At 30.5% G+C, this 21,239-nt stretch carries 18 protein-coding genes, 1 riboswitch and 1 other annotated feature; of the genes, 9 read left to right on the forward strand and 9 right to left on the reverse strand.

The window, feature by feature from the left end; translation table 11 throughout:
• Window positions 1-188: 188 nt before the first annotated feature.
• From ACWJKS_RS15335 to ACWJKS_RS15355, 5 genes are all read left to right on the forward strand, one after another.
• Complete coding sequence (locus ACWJKS_RS15335; protein WP_462959900.1) at window positions 189-851, forward strand: response regulator transcription factor; 663 nt, start codon at window positions 189-191, stop codon at window positions 849-851.
• Window positions 841-2,316: a sensor histidine kinase gene (locus tag ACWJKS_RS15340; protein WP_462959901.1), complete on the forward strand. Its 1,476-nt coding sequence runs from the start codon at window positions 841-843 to the stop codon at window positions 2,314-2,316. Before ACWJKS_RS15335 ends, ACWJKS_RS15340 begins: the two co-directional genes overlap by 11 nt.
• A gap of 149 nt (window positions 2,317-2,465) precedes the next feature.
• Entirely contained in the window at window positions 2,466-3,863 is a 1,398-nt protein-coding gene (locus ACWJKS_RS15345; RefSeq protein WP_462959902.1) for an ABC transporter permease, read from the forward strand.
• 15 nt (window positions 3,864-3,878) lie between these two features.
• Window positions 3,879-4,550, forward strand: coding sequence for an ABC transporter ATP-binding protein (locus ACWJKS_RS15350; protein WP_165412462.1), 672 nt, complete (start codon window positions 3,879-3,881; stop codon window positions 4,548-4,550).
• A 144-nt stretch (window positions 4,551-4,694) separates the two neighbouring features.
• Complete coding sequence (locus tag ACWJKS_RS15355) at window positions 4,695-4,892, forward strand: MFS transporter (RefSeq protein ID WP_165412461.1); 198 nt, start codon at window positions 4,695-4,697, stop codon at window positions 4,890-4,892.
• A 372-nt stretch (window positions 4,893-5,264) separates the two neighbouring features.
• Here the strand turns inward: ACWJKS_RS15355 and pulA are convergent, their stop codons facing one another.
• A complete protein-coding gene (gene pulA / locus ACWJKS_RS15360; RefSeq protein WP_462959903.1) occupies window positions 5,265-7,556 on the reverse strand; it encodes a type I pullulanase in 2,292 nt (763 codons plus the stop codon).
• A gap of 488 nt (window positions 7,557-8,044) precedes the next feature.
• On the opposite strand from pulA, the gene ACWJKS_RS15365 reads away from it, so the two are divergent.
• Complete coding sequence (locus ACWJKS_RS15365) at window positions 8,045-8,401, forward strand: hypothetical protein (protein WP_462959904.1); 357 nt, start codon at window positions 8,045-8,047, stop codon at window positions 8,399-8,401.
• Here ACWJKS_RS15365 and ACWJKS_RS15370 read toward each other — a convergent pair.
• Complete coding sequence (locus ACWJKS_RS15370; RefSeq protein ID WP_462959905.1) at window positions 8,354-9,100, reverse strand: ABC transporter ATP-binding protein; 747 nt, start codon at window positions 9,098-9,100, stop codon at window positions 8,354-8,356. The two genes, ACWJKS_RS15365 and ACWJKS_RS15370, sit on opposite strands and share 48 nt — an antisense overlap.
• A gap of 181 nt (window positions 9,101-9,281) precedes the next feature.
• Here ACWJKS_RS15370 and ACWJKS_RS15375 point away from each other — a divergent pair, with 181 nt between their 5' ends.
• Window positions 9,282-10,775, forward strand: a complete 1,494-nt coding sequence (locus ACWJKS_RS15375; protein ID WP_462959674.1) for a hypothetical protein — start codon at window positions 9,282-9,284, stop codon at window positions 10,773-10,775.
• Between the two features lie 159 nt (window positions 10,776-10,934).
• On the opposite strand, the gene ACWJKS_RS15380 is transcribed toward ACWJKS_RS15375, so the two are convergent.
• From ACWJKS_RS15380 to ACWJKS_RS15405, 6 genes are all read right to left on the reverse strand, one after another.
• On the reverse strand, window positions 10,935-12,113 hold the full coding sequence (locus ACWJKS_RS15380) for an FtsX-like permease family protein (RefSeq protein ID WP_462959906.1): 1,179 nt from the start codon (window positions 12,111-12,113) through the stop codon (window positions 10,935-10,937).
• Window position 12,114: 1 nt separating this feature from the next.
• Window positions 12,115-13,248: an ABC transporter permease gene (locus tag ACWJKS_RS15385; RefSeq protein ID WP_462959907.1), complete on the reverse strand. Its 1,134-nt coding sequence runs from the start codon at window positions 13,246-13,248 to the stop codon at window positions 12,115-12,117.
• A gap of 570 nt (window positions 13,249-13,818) precedes the next feature.
• Window positions 13,819-15,018 carry an aspartate kinase gene (locus ACWJKS_RS15390; protein ID WP_462959908.1) on the reverse strand — a complete coding sequence of 400 codons (1,200 nt, stop codon included), beginning with the start codon at window positions 15,016-15,018 and terminating at the stop codon, window positions 13,819-13,821.
• Window positions 15,019-15,184: 166 nt separating this feature from the next.
• A riboswitch (Lysine riboswitch) is annotated at window positions 15,185-15,356 on the reverse strand.
• Window positions 15,357-15,554: 198 nt separating this feature from the next.
• The gene (locus ACWJKS_RS15395; RefSeq protein ID WP_258280624.1) at window positions 15,555-15,683 is read right to left on the reverse strand and encodes a hypothetical protein; all 129 of its coding nucleotides are present in this window, start codon (window positions 15,681-15,683) and stop codon (window positions 15,555-15,557) included.
• Window positions 15,667-16,119, reverse strand: coding sequence for an S-ribosylhomocysteine lyase (locus ACWJKS_RS15400; protein WP_462953584.1), 453 nt, complete (start codon window positions 16,117-16,119; stop codon window positions 15,667-15,669). Before ACWJKS_RS15400 ends, ACWJKS_RS15395 begins: the two co-directional genes overlap by 17 nt.
• Complete coding sequence (locus ACWJKS_RS15405; RefSeq protein ID WP_165412454.1) at window positions 16,112-16,753, reverse strand: class I SAM-dependent methyltransferase; 642 nt, start codon at window positions 16,751-16,753, stop codon at window positions 16,112-16,114. Before ACWJKS_RS15405 ends, ACWJKS_RS15400 begins: the two co-directional genes overlap by 8 nt.
• A gap of 124 nt (window positions 16,754-16,877) precedes the next feature.
• Window positions 16,878-17,109, reverse strand: a binding site (T-box leader).
• Window positions 17,110-17,303: 194 nt separating this feature from the next.
• Between ACWJKS_RS15405 and ACWJKS_RS15410 the strand changes: the two genes are divergently transcribed.
• Complete coding sequence (locus tag ACWJKS_RS15410; protein ID WP_462959909.1) at window positions 17,304-18,416, forward strand: PRK06851 family protein; 1,113 nt, start codon at window positions 17,304-17,306, stop codon at window positions 18,414-18,416.
• A 131-nt stretch (window positions 18,417-18,547) separates the two neighbouring features.
• Here ACWJKS_RS15410 and ACWJKS_RS15415 read toward each other — a convergent pair whose 3' ends face one another.
• A complete protein-coding gene (locus tag ACWJKS_RS15415; protein ID WP_462959910.1) occupies window positions 18,548-19,861 on the reverse strand; it encodes a hemolysin family protein in 1,314 nt (437 codons plus the stop codon).
• Between the two features lie 240 nt (window positions 19,862-20,101).
• On the opposite strand from ACWJKS_RS15415, the gene ACWJKS_RS15420 reads away from it, so the two are divergent.
• Window positions 20,102-21,214, forward strand: a complete 1,113-nt coding sequence (locus tag ACWJKS_RS15420; RefSeq protein ID WP_462955161.1) for a DUF362 domain-containing protein — start codon at window positions 20,102-20,104, stop codon at window positions 21,212-21,214.
• The last annotated feature ends 25 nt before the right edge of the window (window positions 21,215-21,239 follow it).

Consider the following 21,239-nt stretch of genomic DNA (forward strand, 5'->3'; position numbering starts at 1 on the left):
ATAAACAAACTAAACTATTGACTACTTATTTTTAAATTTTAGCGATATTACATATTTAACTACCTAATATAAAATAATAAGAAAAGTAATAAAAATTGTAAAATACAATCAGATAATTCTAAATTAAATGCTTTAACTTCACACAAAACTCACAATCATACTTTACAATTAACGGAAGAGGTGTATATATGAATGAAAAAATACTTGTAATTGAAGACGATTTAGATATACAAGAAATCATACGTGAATTTTTGTGCGCAAGTGGATATGTTGTTGAAGTAGCTGAAGATGGATTAAAAGGTATCGATATATTTAATTCAAGTAAGTTTGATTTAGTGCTTCTAGATATAATGCTTCCTAAGATTGATGGCTTTGTTGTATGTGAAATTATTAGAAAAACATCTAAAATTCCAATTATAATGCTAACTGCTTTAGAAGAGGAAGAAGATCAGATAAAAGGTTTCGAATTAGAGATAGATGATTATATAACCAAACCTTTTTCAGTTAATCTTTTAATTAAAAGAGTGGAAGCGGTAATTAGAAGAATAAATGCTCAAGACGAAGAGTTAAAACTTAGCTTCGAAGATATTCTAATTGATACTACATGCTTTAAGGTTTGGGTTGGTGGAAAAGATATAGAACTTACATCTAAAGAATTTGAAATTCTAAAGATATTCATTGAAAATAAATGTAGAATTTTAACAAGAGAGATAATATTAAATCAGCTTTGGGGATATGACTTTTATGGCGATGCTAGAGTTATTGATACTCATATTAAAAACCTAAGGTGCAAGCTAAAGATTGATTATATTAAGACGATTAGAGGTGTTGGCTATAAACTTGAAAAATAAAATGAAAAAAAGTATTACTTTTAAAATTTTTACAATCACATCTATATTGCTAATAGTATCAGCCATATGCATATATTTAATAATATACTTTATGTTACCAATTTATTATTATAATTATAAACAAAACAATGTAGAAACTGGACTAACGAAATTAACTAGTACTGTACAAAGCCTTTCAATGGAAGAAGCAAAGAAATATTTTGAAGAATTTAATTTAAAATATACTGTTAACTTGAATATACAAGATTTGAAAGGGAATATAATATATACATCTTTAAATTTTATATCAATTGATATGTCTCAAGATACTGCTATACCAAAAGACTCCTTACCACTTTCAAACAAAGCATTAGTGCGAGGTAGTATAAATTCAAATTCAAGCACTAATGAAAATCTTATCAGTATTATTTCAAAACAGATAAAATTTTCAGAAGATAATGAAAGCTACACTATAAATGTTATCATTCCCTTGCAGCCCATAGATGAAGCTTCAAAGGTTTTATTAAATTTAGTGCCCTTAATTGGAATTGTAGTCATTATTATATCAGTGGTAGGTTCCTTTATATATTCAAAGAAAATTACTAAGCCCTTAGTTGAAATAAATAAGAATGCTATACAGTTGGCAGCTTTAGATTTTGAAAAAAGCTGTGAGGTAAATAGTGAGGATGAAATAGGAGAAATTGCATTAAGCTTAAATGAATTAGCATCCAATTTGCAGCATACAATGGGTGAACTTAAAAATACTAATTTAAAGCTTTTGGATGATATTGAAAAAGAAAGGGAAATTGAAAGGAAAAGAAGAGAATTTACTGCTACAATTTCACATGAATTAAAAACTCCTATTACAATAATAAAAGGTCAACTTGAAGGTATGCTTGGAAATATAGGAATTTATAAGGATAGAGATAAATATATGAATAGATCCTTAGTAGTTTTGGATGATATGGAATCAATGGTTAGAGAAATACTTGAAATATCAAAATTAGAAACTCATGGGTTTAAACCACAATACACTGAAATAAATCTATCCTATCTAGTTAACAATTGTCTTGAAAAACTCAGCTATCTTATAAGTCAAAAGGATATAAGTTTAAATTCAAAAATAGCTGAAGAACTATATATTCAGGGAGATGAAAAACTAATTAAAAAGGCCATAGCTAATATTATTAATAACTCCATCACACATACAGAAAGAAATGAGAAGGTTCTTATAAATTTGTATGAGGATAATTATCTAATAGTATTAACTGTTGAAAATGAAGGTATACATATAGACGAAGAGGAATTTGAAAAGATCTTTAACCCTTTTTATCGTATAGAAAAATCTCGAAACAGGAGTACTGGTGGTAGTGGGTTAGGGTTATATATAGTAAAAAAGATACTAGAGGCCCATGCTTTAGAATATAAAATTACTAATACTCAGTCAGGAGTTTGTTTTAAAATTATTTTTAACAGAAGCAATTAAGCTTCTGTTTTTTTGTGCCCTGCATATTAGTACCAAGTTATGAGTTTTACCTACTTGATTCATGTTAAAAACATCTTAACTTCACCTTAACTACATAATTAAAAACTATAATAACATAAGAAAGATAAGAAAAAGAAGGAGGGTAACAAATGAATTTTATTAAAAGATCAATACTAAGTGTTACTAAAAGGAAAAGTAAAACTGTACTATTAATTCTGATGTTTTGTGTTATAGCTAATATGGTGCTAGCTGGATTAGCTGTACAATCAGCTACTTCTAAAGTTGGTGATCTTGCTAGACAAAAACTTGGAGGGTCTGTATCTATTGCCCCTGATTATCAAAAGCTAAATCGTGGAAAAGCAGCAGATGATCTACCTAATCTAAATATGGAGGATATAGATAAACTAAAATCCTTAGAGCATGTTAAATCATATAATTATTTACGGTCAACAAATGCTATGGCAGAGAACTTTAAACCCGTTAAAACGAAAAAAGATGACAGTAATGATAGTGAAATGAATCAGGCATTGCCTGAAGGTACGTCTATTCCTGATTTATCAGTGGAAGGTACCTTATATTCAAATCTTCATCCTGATTTTACTGAAAGAAAAAGTAAATTGGTTGAAGGACGAAATTTAACAAGTAGCGATGAAGGAAAAAATGTAACAATGATAAATAAAAAACTAGCAGATGCAAATAATTTAAAGCTTGGAGATAAAATAAAAATAAAAGCTGAACACGGAGAAGAAACTTTAGACTTAGAAATTGTAGGATTATATACAGCTGAAGAAACTAAATCTGATCCTATGATGGATGGTGTGATGGCTAAATATACTTTTTGGAATCCTTCTAATAAAATATATACACCTGTTTATGTAGCATCCTTAGGTGATTCTTCATCTAAAGGTACTATTCAAAAAGCTACTTATTTCTTGGATGATCCTATAAACATTGAAAATTTTAAAACAGATATAAAAAATTCCGGTATAGCACTAGATGATTTCAAAATAGATGCACAAGATGAGCTGTATAAAAAGCTGATGTCACCTATTGAAAGTGTTGGATCATTTTCAAAAACCATAGTTATTATAGTCGCCATTGCTGGTACAGTAATTTTATCACTTTTAATAAATTTATCACTTAAAGACAGAAGATATGAAATTGGTGTATTGATGTCTCTAGGAGAAAGTAGATTTAGAATTATTGGTCAATTATTATTAGAACTAATAATTGTTGCCACCATAGCTTTTAGTATAGCTACATTCACCGGCAATAAGGTATCGCAGAAAGTAGGTAATACTTTATTACAAAATGAAATAAAAGCAAATGAAAAGGAAAAAACAGAATCACAATCAGGAGTTATGACGGTAGGTAATTCACCAGTGTTTGATGCTGAGGCTATAGACAAAATTGATGTTAGCGTGAGTTCAAAGGATTTACAAAAATTATATCTAATGGGATTCATTATAGTGATTTTAGCAACATCAGGTTCAGCTGTTTCAGTACTTCGATTTAATCCAAAAACCATATTATCTAGAAATGATTAAGGAGGCTTTATAAAAATGAATACAATATTAGAATTTAAAAATGTGAGTTATCATTATCAGGATGGTTCAAAAAAAACAACGGTTTTAAAGCAAATAGGTTTTAAGTTCGAAAAAGGAATTTTTTACACAATACTTGGCTCCTCTGGTTCAGGAAAAACTACATTTCTTGCTTTAGCTAGTGGTTTAGATACATCCAAAGCTGGAGAGATATTATATGAAAAAAAGAATATAACAAATATAGGGCTTACTAATTATAGAAATAAATATATTGGTATAGTATTTCAATCCTACAATTTAATACCTTATATGTCAGCTCTACAGAATGTTTTAACAGCAATCGAAATAACAAAGAACAAAATAGAAAATAAAAAACAAAAAGCTTATGATTTACTAGAAAAGATGGGCTTAACAAAAGATGAAGCCCATAGAAACGTATTAAAGCTAAGTGGTGGACAGCAGCAGAGAGTAGCAATAGCACGCGCTCTTTCCTCAGAAGGAGATTTGATAATTGCAGATGAACCAACTGGAAATCTTGATGCTGATATCGCAAGTGATATAGTAACTATATTTAAATCACTTGCTCATAAAGAAAATAAGTGTGTTATAGTAGTTACGCACTCTAGTGAAGTAGCATCCCAGTCAGACGTTATACTTAGACTTAAAGGTGGTGTGTTAGTTAAAGCTTAAATTTTATTAGAGAATCCTTTTATGTGAAATACTCCCCACCTATGAAGATTAAATCATCTCCTGCGGAGCTTCACCGCTTCGCATGCAGCGAGTTTCTTTTTTCTTGTATATTCTATGGCCTGCCTTATTTCAATGGATGCAGGAGTGGGAATTGGTCCTTTACTAATGGGAATTATAATACCTATAGTTGGTTTTCGTAGAATGTATATGACACTAGCTGCTATTGTGTTTTTGTCTATCTTTTTATACTATTTTATATACGGAAAAAAATCAGCATCTATACAACAGTCTTCAATTGGAAATCAAGAAATAAAACTAGATAATATAAATGAATTAATTTAACGACATTTCAGAAGGAAAGTAGCCTACCTCTATAATGGGTATGAAGAACATAGCTGTAACCAGAAGCAATAGGAAAGTCCCAAATTTTATTTTGGGTCAGTAATTCTAAACTCTCAGTTTTTCGATTTAGGATTACCGGGCTAAAATATCTGTCAAGAATTTGTGTAGCTCTTTTATCTGTCCTTTAAGTCGTTCCATTTCCTATATTCACGATTTTAACCTTTTCATTTACTATATAATTTAAATCACTAAATCATAATGCTTTTCTTTATTACACATAAAAATACCCTACCGGGTAGACTTTTTTAAATCGTCTACCCTATAGGGTACATTATAAATAATCAGAACTTTTTATTTTTATCTGAATTTAATTTATTTATTGTAAAGCACTAAAGAAGTTTGAGCAGGAACTACGACAGAATCACCCTTAAACTTTCTAAGAGTTTTTACTCCTGCTTTTTCTCCATCAACAACAATATTCCACTTAGCATTTTTAGGTAGCTTTATTGTTGTTTTAGTTTTATTTGCATTAAAAGCCACTATAATGCTACTCCATTTATCTTTGTTTTCATTATCTGTAATAGAGTATGCTACAACATTAGCTGCAGTGTCTATAAATTTTAGTTTTTTCGTAATCATATTAGCAGAATCCATACTAAATGCTGGATGAGCTTTCTTAAGTTCAATTAACCCTTTTACATAATTTACAGTATCTTTATTATCAGACATTCTATTCCAATCAAGTAAATTTACACTGTCATCTGCATTATATGAGTTTGAATTTCCACCCTTTGTTCTTAAAAATTCTTGACCTGCCTGGAAGAAGGGAATTCCTTGGGAAGTAAAAATAATACTGTTTGCTAATCTATCCATTTTTAATCTTGTAGCATCTGTATCATTAGGATTAGTTAGAAGAAGTTTATCCCACAATGTGTTATTGTCATGAGCTTCTACATAATTAACGGATTGTAATGGATTAACCTTTCCCCAAGTGTTTATAGCCGTTGAAAAATAAGTTGCACCTACGATACCTTTTTTAATATCTAATTCTGCTCCAGTTTTTCCATTAACGAAGCCTGCTCCTGTTGCATCAAATACACTACCTTTTATTCCATCTCTTATGGTATCATTGAAAAAACTTATATTTGCTAATTTATCTGCATTTTTCTGATCCGATTTATCTTCTGGTTTCAAAGTTGCACCCATGTCCCAACCTTCTCCAATAACTACGATACTTGGATCAATAGAATTTAAGGCTGCTCTTACCTCATTCATTGTTCGTGTATCAGTAAGACCCATAAGGTCAAATCTGAAACCATCTAAATTATATTCCTTAGTCCAATAAACTACAGAGTCCACAATAAACTTTCTTGCCATGGAATTTTCTGAAGCTATAGCATTCCCACATCCACTTTCATTAGCAAGAGTGCCATCATTATTATATCTAAAATAGTAACCAGGTACTATTTTATTAAAATTTGAGTCTTCAGCACTATACATATGGTTATAAACCACATCCATAGTTACTCTTAATCGTTTATCATGTAGGGCTTGAACAGCTTCCTTTAATTCCTTAACTCTTACATTAGGATTATAGGGATCTGTTGAATAACTACCTTCTGGAGTATTGTAATTTTTAGGATCATATCCCCAATTATACTGTGGTGCTGAAGAGGTCTCATCCACACTTGCATAATCAAATATAGGCATAAGCTGCACATGTGTTACCCCTAGATTCTTTATGTAGTCAATTCCAGTTTTTGAACCATCAGGTGTTTTTGTTCCTGTTTCAGTAAGTCCTAAGAATTTTCCCTTGTTTTTGATACCACTACTTGTATCAATAGAAAAATCTCTAACATGGGTTTCGTATATTATTGCATCATTTAATTTTGTAAACTTAGGTTTTGTGTTAGGTTCCCATTTATCCGGATCGGTATCCTTTAAATCTATTACAGCTCCTTTGTCTCCATTAGCTGCAACAGAACGAGCATAGGGATCTACTGCCTCATTCCATTTGCCGCCAACATTAACCTTGTAGGTATAAAATATGTTTTTCTGGTCTCCCTTTAATTCTGCTATCCATGTTCCTTTTCCACCTTTATTCATATTGATTTCAGTGCCAGTTTTATCATCCCATTTTTTGTATACTATAAGCTTTGTCTCAGTAGCAGTGGGTGCCCATACTCTAAAGCTTGTTTTAGCCTTAGTATAAGTGTTTCCTAAATCATTTCCTGAGTAATTGAACAGTTTATCAAACCCAGCACATCCCATTACCTTTCCTAAGGTCACATCCTTATCTTTAAAACCTTCTTTAGAAATTGTAAGCTTCTGACTTAAAATAGCATCTTCTAAGAGTTCTATTTGAGCTGTTTTAGTCAAACCATCTTTTACCGTAGTGCTTGTAACAGCCTTAATCACTAATTCTTTACCATCTGCCTTTACCGTAATTCCTTCATTATCTTTATTGGTAAATGGAAATAATAAACTTGTTTCTATGTTTATGTTCTTCATGTCATCTAACTTCACAGCTGAAAATACCCTTTTTGTACCTCGTGCAAACGTTTTCTCATTTGGAAACAAAAAAAATGTATTTGTAACCACTAAAACTAATGTCAATAATACAATCAGTACTTTGTTGGATTTGAATAATCTTTTTAGCTTCATAATAATCCCCCTTAAAATTTATTCTTTTACTATATTATATCATTTATGTTTCGTTGATAAATCATAATTTTTAACCACCTTTCTATCACATATTTCTATATTATATTGGAATATCCTTTTTTTACATGAATCTTATTAAGGGGTACGGCAACGATCCATACAAAAAACCACGGTATGACCTTCAACATTATAATGTCCATTTTCATCTGTATAAATAAATCTAATTATATTTAAATATTGTTTCTTCGATAAATTGACAAACCTACATCCAAAATAATTATCTTGATACCAACTTTCCGAAGCTCAATACGATTCACTGCTGGGTTACCACCCAGTCAATTCTACCTTACTAACTTTCTGTCTACGCTTAAAATGTTACGTTACCGCAACATCTCTAAGACTCGATACAAAGCGATTTGCTAAATCTTACCTTGACAGGATTCCCACCTGCTAGAATATACGCCCTGTCGGGACGGGACGCACCACGTATGTCGGCTGTACCCGATGGTAGTATTATATACGATTTTGAAACTAATAAAACTATAATTTGTGATATAGATTTTTACACTAAAAATCTTTTTATTAATACCATGGGACATATGTGGGGTTCGTCAAGATTTATGTCCCCAGAGGAATTTGAAAAAGGTGCAACTATTGATGAGATTACAAATGTTTTCACAATGGGCGCAATGGCTTTTGAAATTTTGGGTAACAACTATAACCATAATATTGAGCAATGTAAAGCTTCAAAAACATTTTCAAACACTAAATTTAAGTTATTGAAAGTTTTCTCTTTGTTACAGTATAGTATCCACACTTATAGAAGTGAGAGACTTTCCTTTTAAAATGTCGTTAATAATAATGCCATCTTCCATTCTAATGATTTTATGACAGAATTCAGCAATTTGTTCATCGTGGGTAACCACTATTATGGTAGTATTATTAGTTTCATTAATATTTTTCAACATATTAATAATATTTAAACTATTATTCTTATCTAAAGAACCTGTTGGTTCATCTGCTAAAATAACATCTGGCGTATTTACTAAAGCCCTTGCTATTGCAACCCTTTGTTGTTGACCACCAGATAACTGAGTAACTTTTTTATTTGCATATCCATCTATACCAACTTCTTTTAAATGTTTTAATGCTAATTTTTTAATTTCATGTTTATTTAATTTTTTATTCTTACCTAAAAGTAAATTTCTATATAAAAGAGGCATTTCAACATTTTCTATAACGTTATAATCTGTGATTAAAGAAAAATTTTGAAATATAAATCCCATCTGGGTATTTCTTATTATAGCTAATTCTTTATCTTTATAATTTGTGATATCCTTACCGTCAAATATGTAGTTTCCGCTAGTACATTTGTCTAAACATCCAATTAAATTTAATAATGTTGATTTCCCAGAGCCTGATGTGCCTAAAATAGCAATCATCTCACCTTTTTCTATATTAAAATTAACCTTATTTAAAGCGTGTACAGTTTCTTGTTTATCTCCATAGTCTTTCATGATATCTATTAGTTGTATGTAACTCAAAATTAATTCCCCCTTATTAAATCAGAGCTTTCACGGAAACTCCTTAGCTCCTGTGATTACTCATTTTTAGTATCATTAATTTTTGTTGATTCCCCCACTTTTTTTGCATAAAACACTTGACAAGCCTGTAAAATTTTGCGGTCCTCCTCTTAAAGACATGTTTTAATAGGAGGATTATTTTATGCTTAAAAATTGGAGCTCTCATGCTGATTATCAGCAATTTATTATTTTAAATCTCTCATGTTTCTACAAAGCTTTTCCTAAAAAAATTATAGAACTTGAACCTTCTATCTCTAAGTTGTATTGCTTAGACTTAGATATTCTTAGAGAGATATTAAAACCTTATTATTCTAATATTGGTAGACCTGCAACTCTTCAACCTGAGATATTTCGTTCATTTTCTTTAATGCTTTTTCAAAAGGAAACAAGCATTACCAACTGGGTTAAAAAGATTCATGCCTGTGAGTTACTTGCAACCTGTATAGGCTGCACTAAAAATAATGTCCCATCACTTGGTGCTCATTATGATTTTATCTCTAGATTATGGCTTTCAAATCTGTCTACCGACAGGGTAAACCTAAAAAAAATATATTCGTATAAGAAGAAACCCTCTAAAATTAAGGCACCCGGGAAAAATAAAAAGCTTCCTAATAAAAAAACTGGTGTTGTTAAGAGAATTTCAGATTTTTTTGAAGCTGGTCGCTCATTTTCCCTAAGAGCCGAAAGGCTGCTTCAAAAAATATTCTCATTAGTTGCTGTAGAACCCTCTTTTAATCTTAACTTAATAGAAAAAGATAACCTTACAGTTGGCGGCGATGGTACTTGTGTTCACTGTAAGTCTTCTTACTATGGTTCTAAAGTTTGTGACTGCCGTGAAAATGGAATTTACGATTGCAAATGCCCTCGTAGACTTTCTGACATAAATGCTAATTGGGGTTGGGACAGCCATGAAAATCGTTGGTTTTATGGCTACACTCTCTATGCTTTATCTGTCTATAATAAAAAATATAAGATAGATCTACCTATTTATCTACGATTTGTAGAGGCAAGCAGACACGACAGTGTCACTGGAATAGTAGCATTAGCTGAATTTAGAGAACTGTTACCGCAGTTCACTATATCAAATTATGTTCTTGACTCAGCTAATGATAACTACCCTACATATGAATTATGTTCTAAATGGAACATTAATCCCTTTATTGATCTGAACTCCAAAAACAAAGGAAATTCAAAATATCCAGTTACTCTAGATATTAATGAAAAAGGATTTCCTATCTGTATTGGTGGCCATGAAATGGTCTATAACGGTTATGAAAAAAGTCGTTCACGCCTTAAATGGCGTTGCCCTTTAGTTTTAAAAAAGGTTGCTAGTTGCTCTTGCTGTGAACAGTGCTCACCTTCACCTTATGGGCGAGTAATCTACACTAAACCATCATGGGATTTGCGGTTGTTTACTCCTGTGCCTCGCGGCTCAAAACAATGGAAAACTATTTATAAAACTAGAACCTGCTCAGAACGTATAAACAATCGTATTCTAAATGATTATAAAATTCATACTTTACGAATACATGGTAAAAAACGTTATTCATTTATGACTATGATTGCTGGAATTAATATTCATCTAGATGCAAGACTTAAAGTTTCAGGTTTTAGTATTTTAAATTTATTAGAGTAGCTGTTTGACAATTAAGTACTTTTTTCTGAAAATTCCTGCATCGTGTAGGCTTGTTTGCTATACCTATTTTTATTCCTAACTGCTCTCTGAACATAAAATTTATAGCACTATAATGACTCTATACATAATTAAGTTTTACATATTAGTTTCCGTGACTACTCAATCAACAATATTTTTCTTTAATATATAATATTTATATATTAAAAATGTTATAAACACTAGAGTAAGAGAGATAACAAAAGAAGGGATAATAGATTTAATAATTGATAATGGGGTTAAATTCATTTTTGCTATATTATTTATAATAATTAGAATAAGAATAGATATAAAATTAGTTATAATTAGTGACAAAGATATTTCTCCACATACTAATCTTGATAATTCTTTACTTGTTGATCCTACTGCGAATCTAATCCCGTATTCTCTCTTTCTAAAAGTAATATAACTTATTAATATACCTATAAATCCTATGAAGGATAAAATACATAATAAAAACGAAAATGTTAATGTCATCATAATCCAAGGTTTGCTCATATTGTATATTTGAGTTATCAATTCATTAACTTCAATATAATCAAGCAATGTATTGCCATCCTTGAGTTTTGAAAAATAAGTTGTAAATTTATTTAAGTCATGTACGTTTTTCGTTGAAACAACTGTATTACTAGATTTCATTTTAAAATTAGTAATCTCATCATAAAAGTATTGTTTATCAAATGGTATAATAATGGAATCCCTTAAAGAAATAATCGATGATTTATCACCTATCCTAGAATTCCAAAAAACAGCATTTTTACTTATTATTCCTATAATTTTCAATTTGAAATCTTTTGATTGGTTATTTTGCGACATTTTAGTAGTAATTACATCCCCTACATGCCATTTGTTTGATAAATTATTACTAATAACAATTGGAATCTCATCTTGATTTTTTTTGTAGCTAAAAATTTTATCGCTACCTTTACAAATATCGATATTATATAAATCAATAGCACCTCTATTGAAAAAAATAGCATTAATCTCACTTTGATCGACTTTAACTTTGTTTATAGAATAACTTCCGATTTTATCAACCATTTTATTATTTGAAATTTCTTCATATATTTTGTTAATTGAATTCAGAGGATCTTCATTTTGTGAACCTACCGACATTCTAAGTAGTACTGATGTATCTTTACTAACTAATTTATTAATGCTATCTTTTACTTCTATGTTTTTATTTATTAAAGTAAAAGCAAAATTTAAAGATATAAATACTATAATTAATTGAAGAAAAACTAATTTAAACTTTATACCTTGCTTTATTATAGAGTTAATTAATATTCGTAATCTAAACATACTATTCCCCTTTTAATTCTGTTATAAGATTTAACTTGAAAAACTTTTTTACACTTATTATTGATATTAAAAAACTCATTATAACAGTAGCTAAAGAGGTTACTATTATATTTAAATAACTAAATTGTATATGTTGTATATTTAAAATACGTGTAAAATTATTTTTAACAAATGGCGTTAATAAATTTGCAACTATAAATGCAGAAACAATAGCACATAATGATACTAACATAAGTTCCATAAATATTTGTTCCCAAATTATTTTTCTGTTTGCACCTAAGGCAATACTAATTAAAATGTTTTTTTTGTTTTTCAACATTAAATAAAACACTAAAATAATTATATTACTTACTGATACTAATACAATTAAACAGCTTACAAATGTAGTTATAGACACAGTAGTATAAAACTGAGATAAGTCTTCGCCTATTTCAACTTGAGTTGCCTTTATATTGGGTAACTTATTAACATCATTTAATATTTCATTCATTTCATTTTTACAATTATTATTGTTTTTCAATAAATATATCTGAATTGTTTTTATGTTTTTTTTCATTTTATCAGGTAAAGATTCTAATGGAACAAAAACAGAACCTAGATAATTAGAAAAATTACTTAATTCACCGGCTGTGCCTATAATTTCAAATTTTTCCCCGCCTAAATTAATATAATTGTTTTCACTTATTTTATTAGTTTCTACACCTTTACCAATAACGGCAATTTTAGCTTTTGACTTACTTTCACTTGAGTTTAAATATCGTCCGTTGGTAATTGTGGGAATCCATTCTGGTGTTTCATTAAATATTACTGGTTGAATTGGGATTTCAAATATTTTATCATCTACAGGTTTCTCTGCAATTAAACCGTCTATTCTGATTGATGTTGTTTTTGAATGTTTTTTTAAAATATTCATTAATTTATCATAATGTATTTCATTTGAATCATTATTAATATTTACAGAAATCAACTGTTGGTGTTTTATTTTACCATTTGTATAATCGATATTCATATCTTTGCTACATTTTAAAAAAGTAAATCCAAATGAAATAACTAACAAAGCTGAAAAATAACCTATATATATTAAAAAATAATGAAAAAAATTGCTTTTTATTTTTCTTGAAATTAATTTAAACATTGCTTCACTCCACCATTAAGTTTATAGTATTAGAAATAAAATATATTTGATTTCCTTTTAATGTTTAATATAAAGTACTTGTCCATTATATTTGATATTAACTGCGAATATTGTAACATTATGTATAAAAAAACATTTTTCTTAAAACTTTTGGTGAGGGAGCCATACGTGTACGGTCACATTGTGACTACATCGTTGTTTATAGGTGTTATATCAATCCTGTTTATTTTTGAGATATTTCATATATTATTTTTATAATCTCCTTGAAGTATCTTCTAGCAGCATTACCATGTTATATTTCGTAAAATATATTGGTTTATTTTAAGTTACCTATCCCATAACTTGGTACTTCAATAGACTTACGTCCTTTATATTTCCCCTCTGTTACTGCAATTAATATGGCTTCCTTTAATGATATAAATATAATGACACTTTCAAAGGCCCATTAGTTTGCGTTCGTCTACGGTATACCGTAAACGAACTAAAAAAAGAGCATTTCTGCTCTTGATATCCTAATAATTATTTTTACTTTAACTATACTAGGAAAATACATATCCCCATAAATTATATTTACAGATTAAATTCCTCTGCAACAACCCTTATAGCCTTTAATTTGTCTCCAGTTTTAATAGCACAAGTAATTCTTATTTCTGATGTAGTAATCATTTTAATTTCAATATTGTTTTTGTTAAAAACCCTAAACATTCTAGCTGCTACTCCAGAGGTCGTCTTCATTCCTAGCCCCACCACTGAAAATTTAGTTATCTCCTCATCAACTATAACTTTATTATCTGCTATTAAGTTATCTATAATTTCTAAACTATCCTTTAAGCTCTCTTTAGGTATAGTAAATGATACACTTACCCTTCCATCTATAGGTGATGTTTGACTTATCATATCTATATTGATTCTTTTACTTCCTATCGCTTCAAATATAGTAGACAATATATTCACATCTTTAGGTATACGCTGAAGTGTTACTGCAACATCCTCATCACTAGTTGCTATTCCTGTTACTGGTTTATTTTCCATATTCATATTTTTTACCTCCTTAATTACAGTTCCTTTAATATCACTATTACTGAGCCCTACATATATAGGTATACTATATTTTTGGGCAAGTTCTATAGACCTTGAATGCATTATTTGAGCTCCCAAACTTGCTAGCTCAAGCATCTCTTCATATTCTATTTCATCTAATTTTTTAGCCGCACTGTATGCTCTAGGATCTACACTATATATTCCAGAAACGTCCGTATATATTTCACACCTGCCCTTAAGCTTCACAGCCAAAGCAACTGCAGTAGTATCAGATCCACCTCTGCCGAGTGTTGTAATATCACCTTCCCCATTTATTCCTTGGAAGCCAGCAACTATTACGATTTTGCCTTCTTTTAAGCTTTTTTTGATCTTGCCACCGTGTATATCTTCAATTAACGCTTTACCATATTGTCCACTAGTCTTAATCCCAATTTGGTATGCAGTATAACTTATGGCATCATATCCAAGTCCCTTAATTGCCATGGCGAGTAGTGCGCTTGAAATTATTTCACCTGTTGATAATAGAACATCTAATTCTCTCTTATCTGGTTTTTCTCCTATACCTTTTGATAGAGATAATAAATCATCTGTAGTGTCGCCCATAGCAGATACTACTATAACTAAATCTGTATCTTCATTTTTCCTCTTTACTATACTTTGTGCAATTCCTTTAATTTTCTCTGTAGTTCCTACAGATGAACCGCCATATTTTTGAACAACTACTGCCATACTTAAATCACTCCTATTATTTATCACCTTCGGTGCTATTATCACCTTCGGTGCTATTTATCACCTTCGGTGAAATTTAGAACTTTATATATTGCTTCCAAAAAAAATAAATACAGCAAAGGAACACCTTTGCTGCATAAAATACATGTTTTTATACAAACTTCGTGTACCTTGTAGCTCACCACTGAAAAATCAGTGACAATTTTACATATATTATATGTAATCTCAGAAAATAATTTCACCAAATACATTTTCTTCGGCCATAGCTCCTTTTCTTATTCATCTTAGCCTGTCAGCTCCGAACAAGTACTCTTAGATACAGCACCTCTACCCTAGGTAGTTTACTTATTAAATTAGTTATTATATTATCACAGTATGTTTATAAGTACAAGCATTAATTACAGATGTTCTTACTAAAATATCTATCTCCCCTCTCAGGCAGTATTGCAACAATGTTCCCACCTTCAATGGATTCTCCAAGTTTTATTGCAGATACTATGGCAGTCCCTAAAGAACTGCCTACAAATAGCCCCTCTTTACATTGTATCCTTAATTGATGGCTGCAGTTTTGCGAAGATATTTACACCTTCTTTTACACCCAAATTATTTAGCTTAATAAGTGGTGTATTTCCTATAATATTTAATATACTATTTATATATCTCACTGCTAAGACCTCTACTTAGAACTAATTTTGCATATTCTTTTGCACCATCTAAGGAATGATCTCTATAATTTCCACATTGAACTTCATTGGCTGCCGGGATTTCCTCTGTTTCTATCACCTTTTTCAATCCATAATTTAGGGCTTCTATAACCCTATCTACACTGACATCATTCCATACGATCATGTAAAAACCTGTTCTACATCCCATAGGTGAAATGTCTATAATTCCGTCCATTACTTCTCTCATATATCCAGCAAGCAAATGCTCTAAAGTATGGATAGCTGATATATTCATAAACTCCTTGTTTGGTTGCATAAATCTTAAGTCAAACTTTGTTACTTTATCACCCTTTTCGCCTATCTTTACCTCACATTTTCGTACAAAAGGTGCCACAACCTTTGTGTGATCTAATGAAAAACTTTCAACCTTAATCATTTACCCTTACCTCCTTATTTGCTACTGCAATGAAAATGCCAGTTTCAGTATATTCGCCTTTGCTAGAATAACCTTTGCATCTTAAATCTGTATTCTCAATGTTTACTATATTAAACCCTGCGCCAGTTAACCACTCTTCCATCTGATTATTTGAAAAACCAAGCCATTCGTCAAACATTTCAGTCCTTGCCCACTGCCCATTATGCTCTTCTACATCCGATATTATTAAAGTCCCACCTTTTTTAATTATTCTGTGCATCTCTTCAATAGCCTTTTTAGCATCGCTCACATGGTGAAGAGCCATATTAATGAAGACCACATCTACAGATTCATCAAACAAAACCAAGTTGTCTATGGAGGATTTTATTGGATATACATTATCGAATTTTTTAGTTTCCATTAATTTTTTGGATTCTTTAAGCATATTTACTGATTGATCTATAGAAAACACAATGCTTGCATCTAAGGCCAGCGCTAAGGATAAAAATCCAGCGCCGCATCCAAGATCAGCCACTACCTTATCTTTTATACTTACTTTGGATAATACCTTGTACTTTAACCTTTCATCAAAATACTCACTTCTTATTACGTTCCAACTTTTAGCTATTTCGTTAAAATAATCTAATGAACTCATAATATTACCTCCATTTATTTTTATTAAGTCTAAATTTTACATTTTATACTTAAAAAATAGTGTTAAGGCCAAGTTTTTTTTAAAATCCAAATATTTTTGGTGTCAAAAAAAAACCGTCTCATTTTATAGAGGCGGTGTTATTACACTCCGCGGTCCACTCTAATTAGATATAGAATCTCACTTAAATCCAAGCACAAAATGCTTTATCGCTTTAACGGGCGAACCCGTAGTACCCTACTATAATTTCAGGTCCATGCTCCAAAGGGCACTTCATATATATTTAGGTAAAAGCTTCTCAGCATCGCTTCCTCTCTGTACCCATGCAATATACTACTTTCCTTTTTCATTGCATTTCCTAGTATTCATATTGGAATGGTTATATTTTTATTATATGCCATATTTTATTTTTGTCAACCTCAATTTAAAAATAATAATTTACTATTATTCAGAATATATACAAAATATTTTCAACAAAAATATAAAATAATTATAATCAATTTCAACATCTATGAATAGTATGTATTGATATGATGAAATGGAGTGTGATATTATGCAAGGTACTATTAAAAATTTTTTCCCCGGTGGCAATACTTCAAGAGGATTCTATTCCTACTATAGGTATATACTAGGTCAAGATGAAGCAAGAAGAATAATATGCATAAAAGGAGGCCCTGGAACAGGTAAATCATCCTTAATGAAGAAAGTTTCTAAATACTTCAATGAAAAAGGCTACGATATAGAACAACATCACTGTTCTTCCGATAATAATTCACTAGACGGAGTAGTTATTAAAAAACTTAACGTTGCAATACTTGATGCAACAGCACCTCATATAGTGGATCCTATAAATCCAGGAGCCGTAGATGAAGTTCTAAACATGGGAGATTGTTGGAATGAAGAAGGCTTTAAGAAATATAGGCATAAAATAATTGGCATAAATAAAAAAGTTGGCAAAACTTTTAAAAGGGCCTATCGATTCTTTGGAGCAGCTAAATTAGTTTATGATGATTGGCAAAACTATAATGATGAAGCCTTGAATATTAATAAATTAAACATACTGAAAGAAAATCTAAAAGAATCTTTATTCACCACGCCACCATCTACTATAGGCTATGATAGACATTTATTTGCTACAGCCTTTACACCTAACGGTATTGTCACTTATATTGAAAACTTAAGCGCAGGTTATAAAAATATTTATGTATTAAAAGGCGGACCTGGTACTGGAAAATCAGATGTACTAGAATTTCTATCCACCGAAGCCTTAAGGCGTGGATACAATGTAGAAATTTTTCATACGCCACTTATCCCTGAAAAAATTGAGCATATATTGATTCCTGACTTAAATGTTGCCATTTTGACCTCTAATGAAATAAATAATTCAGATCTTCCAGGTATTGTAATTGATATGGAGGATTGTTTAAATCTAAGTACACTTGAAAATAACAAAGATGAAATAGAATATGATGCAAGTGAGTTTTACACGCTATTAGATAAGGGTTTAGCTACAATAAAAGAAGCTAAATGTCTACATGACGAGCTTGAAACTTACTTTATACCAAATATGGATTTTTCTAAAGTGGATGCAGTATTCACAAAGATCATTAAAAAGATAAACGAGTATGAAGAAGATTATTTAAATGATCCGTATACAGATTTTTAGTTAAATCGTATATTATAAATTCATAATCCTCATAAATACAAGTAAAAAGAATATCTATGAAAATAATCACCTTTATATAACTTCCCTATATGAAAAAAGATGCTCTACTTTTTTTGAAAGTAGAGCATCTTTTATATATATATTTTAATTTTTTCTATTCTTCTTTGTTTAACTTGCTCTATTTTAAATATTACATTCCCATATTCAATAGTTTGGGTTTCATTTTTCTTTGGAATACATCCTATAAGGCTAATTAAAAAACCTCCTATAGTATTGTAATTCTTCGACATTAAATTTAAATCAAGATGATCATTCAATTCGTCTAAAGAAAGTAATCCATTCACTATATAAGTATTATTATCAACTTTTCTTATATCAGGTTCGTCATCATCATATTCATCTTCAATATTTCCCATAACTTCTTCTATAAGGTCTTTAATAGTAACTACCCCTGAAAATCCTCCATATTCGTCTATAAGTACTGCCATATGATTTTTAGATATTTTTAATTCTCTAAATAATTCATCTATATTTTTACTTTGATAAACAAGGTAAGGAGAATGTAATATATTCTTAATGTTTACATTTTCAAAGCCCTTAATGCGAGCCTCCATTATAAAATCTTTCATGTGAAGTATTCCTATGATATTATCAACATCACCGTCATATACTGGCACTCTTGAATACTTTTTCTCTAATAACTCATCTAAGAACTGTGTAACATGATCATTTATATCAATCAAAAACACTTCAGTTCTTGGAGTCATAACTTCTCTAGCTGATTTATCATCGAATTCGATAATGTTATTTATCATCTTTTTGGCAGTTTCGTTTATAGCGCCGCGTTGTCGTCCAACTTCTATAAGTGATTTCATTTCCTCTTTTGATAACTTCTCCTCTAATTTTTCACTATTAAGACCAGTAATCTTAACTAAAACATCAGTGGATGCTGAAAGTAGCATTGCAAAAGGAACCAGCAGCTTAGATACATAGAAAACAGGCACTACGCAAAACATTGCAACAGCTTCTGATTTTTGTAGTGCTACTCGCTTTGGAAACAATTCACCAAACACAAGTGTTATATAACATAGACCAATTGTTATGCTAGCTAAAGCAATTTGCTTACTATAAGGTACATTCAAATTGTTTAAATATCCTGAAAAATGATTAGATATTCCAGTAGCCGCAGTTGCAATAGAAAAAAAACCAGCGAGCATAATTCCAATTTGAACAGCCGATAAAAACTTTGTTGGCTCCTCAATAAGTTTTACTAATAGCTGTGCTTTTTTGTTATCCTCTTGCGCAAGATGCTTAATTTTATTTTTGCTAAGTGACGCTATTGCCATTTCCGCCGATGCAAAGAATGCATTTATCAGTGTTAAAATACCAATTGTTATAAATTGCGCCATTATATTATTGGGCGCAGGGTCAGGGTCTGAATCCATTAAAATTCCTCCTCTTAAATAAAAACTTTTCATACTACAATAATATCACAAATATTGTATTCTTTATTGATAATATGAAAATTAATATTTAATTATATCTAATTTATTGCAATTATTTTAAATAAAGTATGTTTCGATCTATACATAAAAAAAACAAACGCATACTGCAATATGATATAATATTATAATCAAATGAACCAACCCAATAACATTATGATAGAAATCATAGGAGGTAAATAAATGGATAAATCAAAAGTATACTTTACAAACTTAAGAACAAAACCAGGATGCAATCTATTAGATAAACTTCAAAAACTTGTGGTAGAAACAGGTATAAAAAATATTGATTTCAAAGATAAATTTGTAGCTATAAAAATTCATTTTGGAGAGCCAGGAAATCTTTCTTACATTAGGCCAAATTATGCTGCAAGTATTGTTAAGCTTGTGAAAGGACTAGGCGGTAAACCTTTCCTTACTGATTGCAATACACTATACACAGGAAGAAGATCTAATGCTGTAGACCATATTGAAGCCGCTATGGAAAATGGTTTTAATCCGATTTCAGTTGGATGTAACTTAATTATAGCTGATGGATTAAAGGGTGGGGATTATAGAGAAATCCCAATTAACCAAAAACATTGCAAAACTGCTAAAATAGGTTCAGCCATTGCTGATTCAGATATAGTTATTTCTATGACTCATTTTAAAGGCCATGAAATGACTGGGTTTGGTGGGGCATTGAAAAATTTAGGTATGGGCTCAGGCTCTGTTGGCGGCAAGCTTGAAATGCATTCTGCATCAAAGCCATTTATGAAACATCGTAAATGTGTAAGCTGTGGTCAGTGCGTTAAAAATTGCCTACATGAAGCAATTACCTTTAATGAAGATAAAAAGGCAACTATAGATTATGATAAATGCGTAGGCTGTGGTCAATGTGTTGCCGTATGTCGCTATGGCTGCGCAACAGTAAAGTGGAATGAATCCGCTGATAGCGCTAATGAAAAAATTGCAGAATACACCTATGCAGTTATTAAAGATAAGCCACATTTTCATATTAGTTTCATTATGAATGTTTCCCCTAATTGTGACTGTTCACCGGAAAATGACGTTGCAATTGTTCCAGATATAGGAATAGCTGCATCCTTTGATCCAGTAGCCTTAGATCAAGCCTGTGTTGATATGGTTAATAGTGCAATTGCATTAAATGCAACTGAACTTTCAGATAACCACTATCATGATGGAGACGATAAATTTTCTACTATACATCCTGATACAAATTGGAAAGTTGGACTCGACCATGCAAAAGCTATCGGAATTGGAACTGACGAATATGAACTAGTAACAGTTAAATAAAAAATAAAAAGGTATATATTACTAT

This window comes from Clostridium sp. CM038 (genome assembly GCF_055081105.1).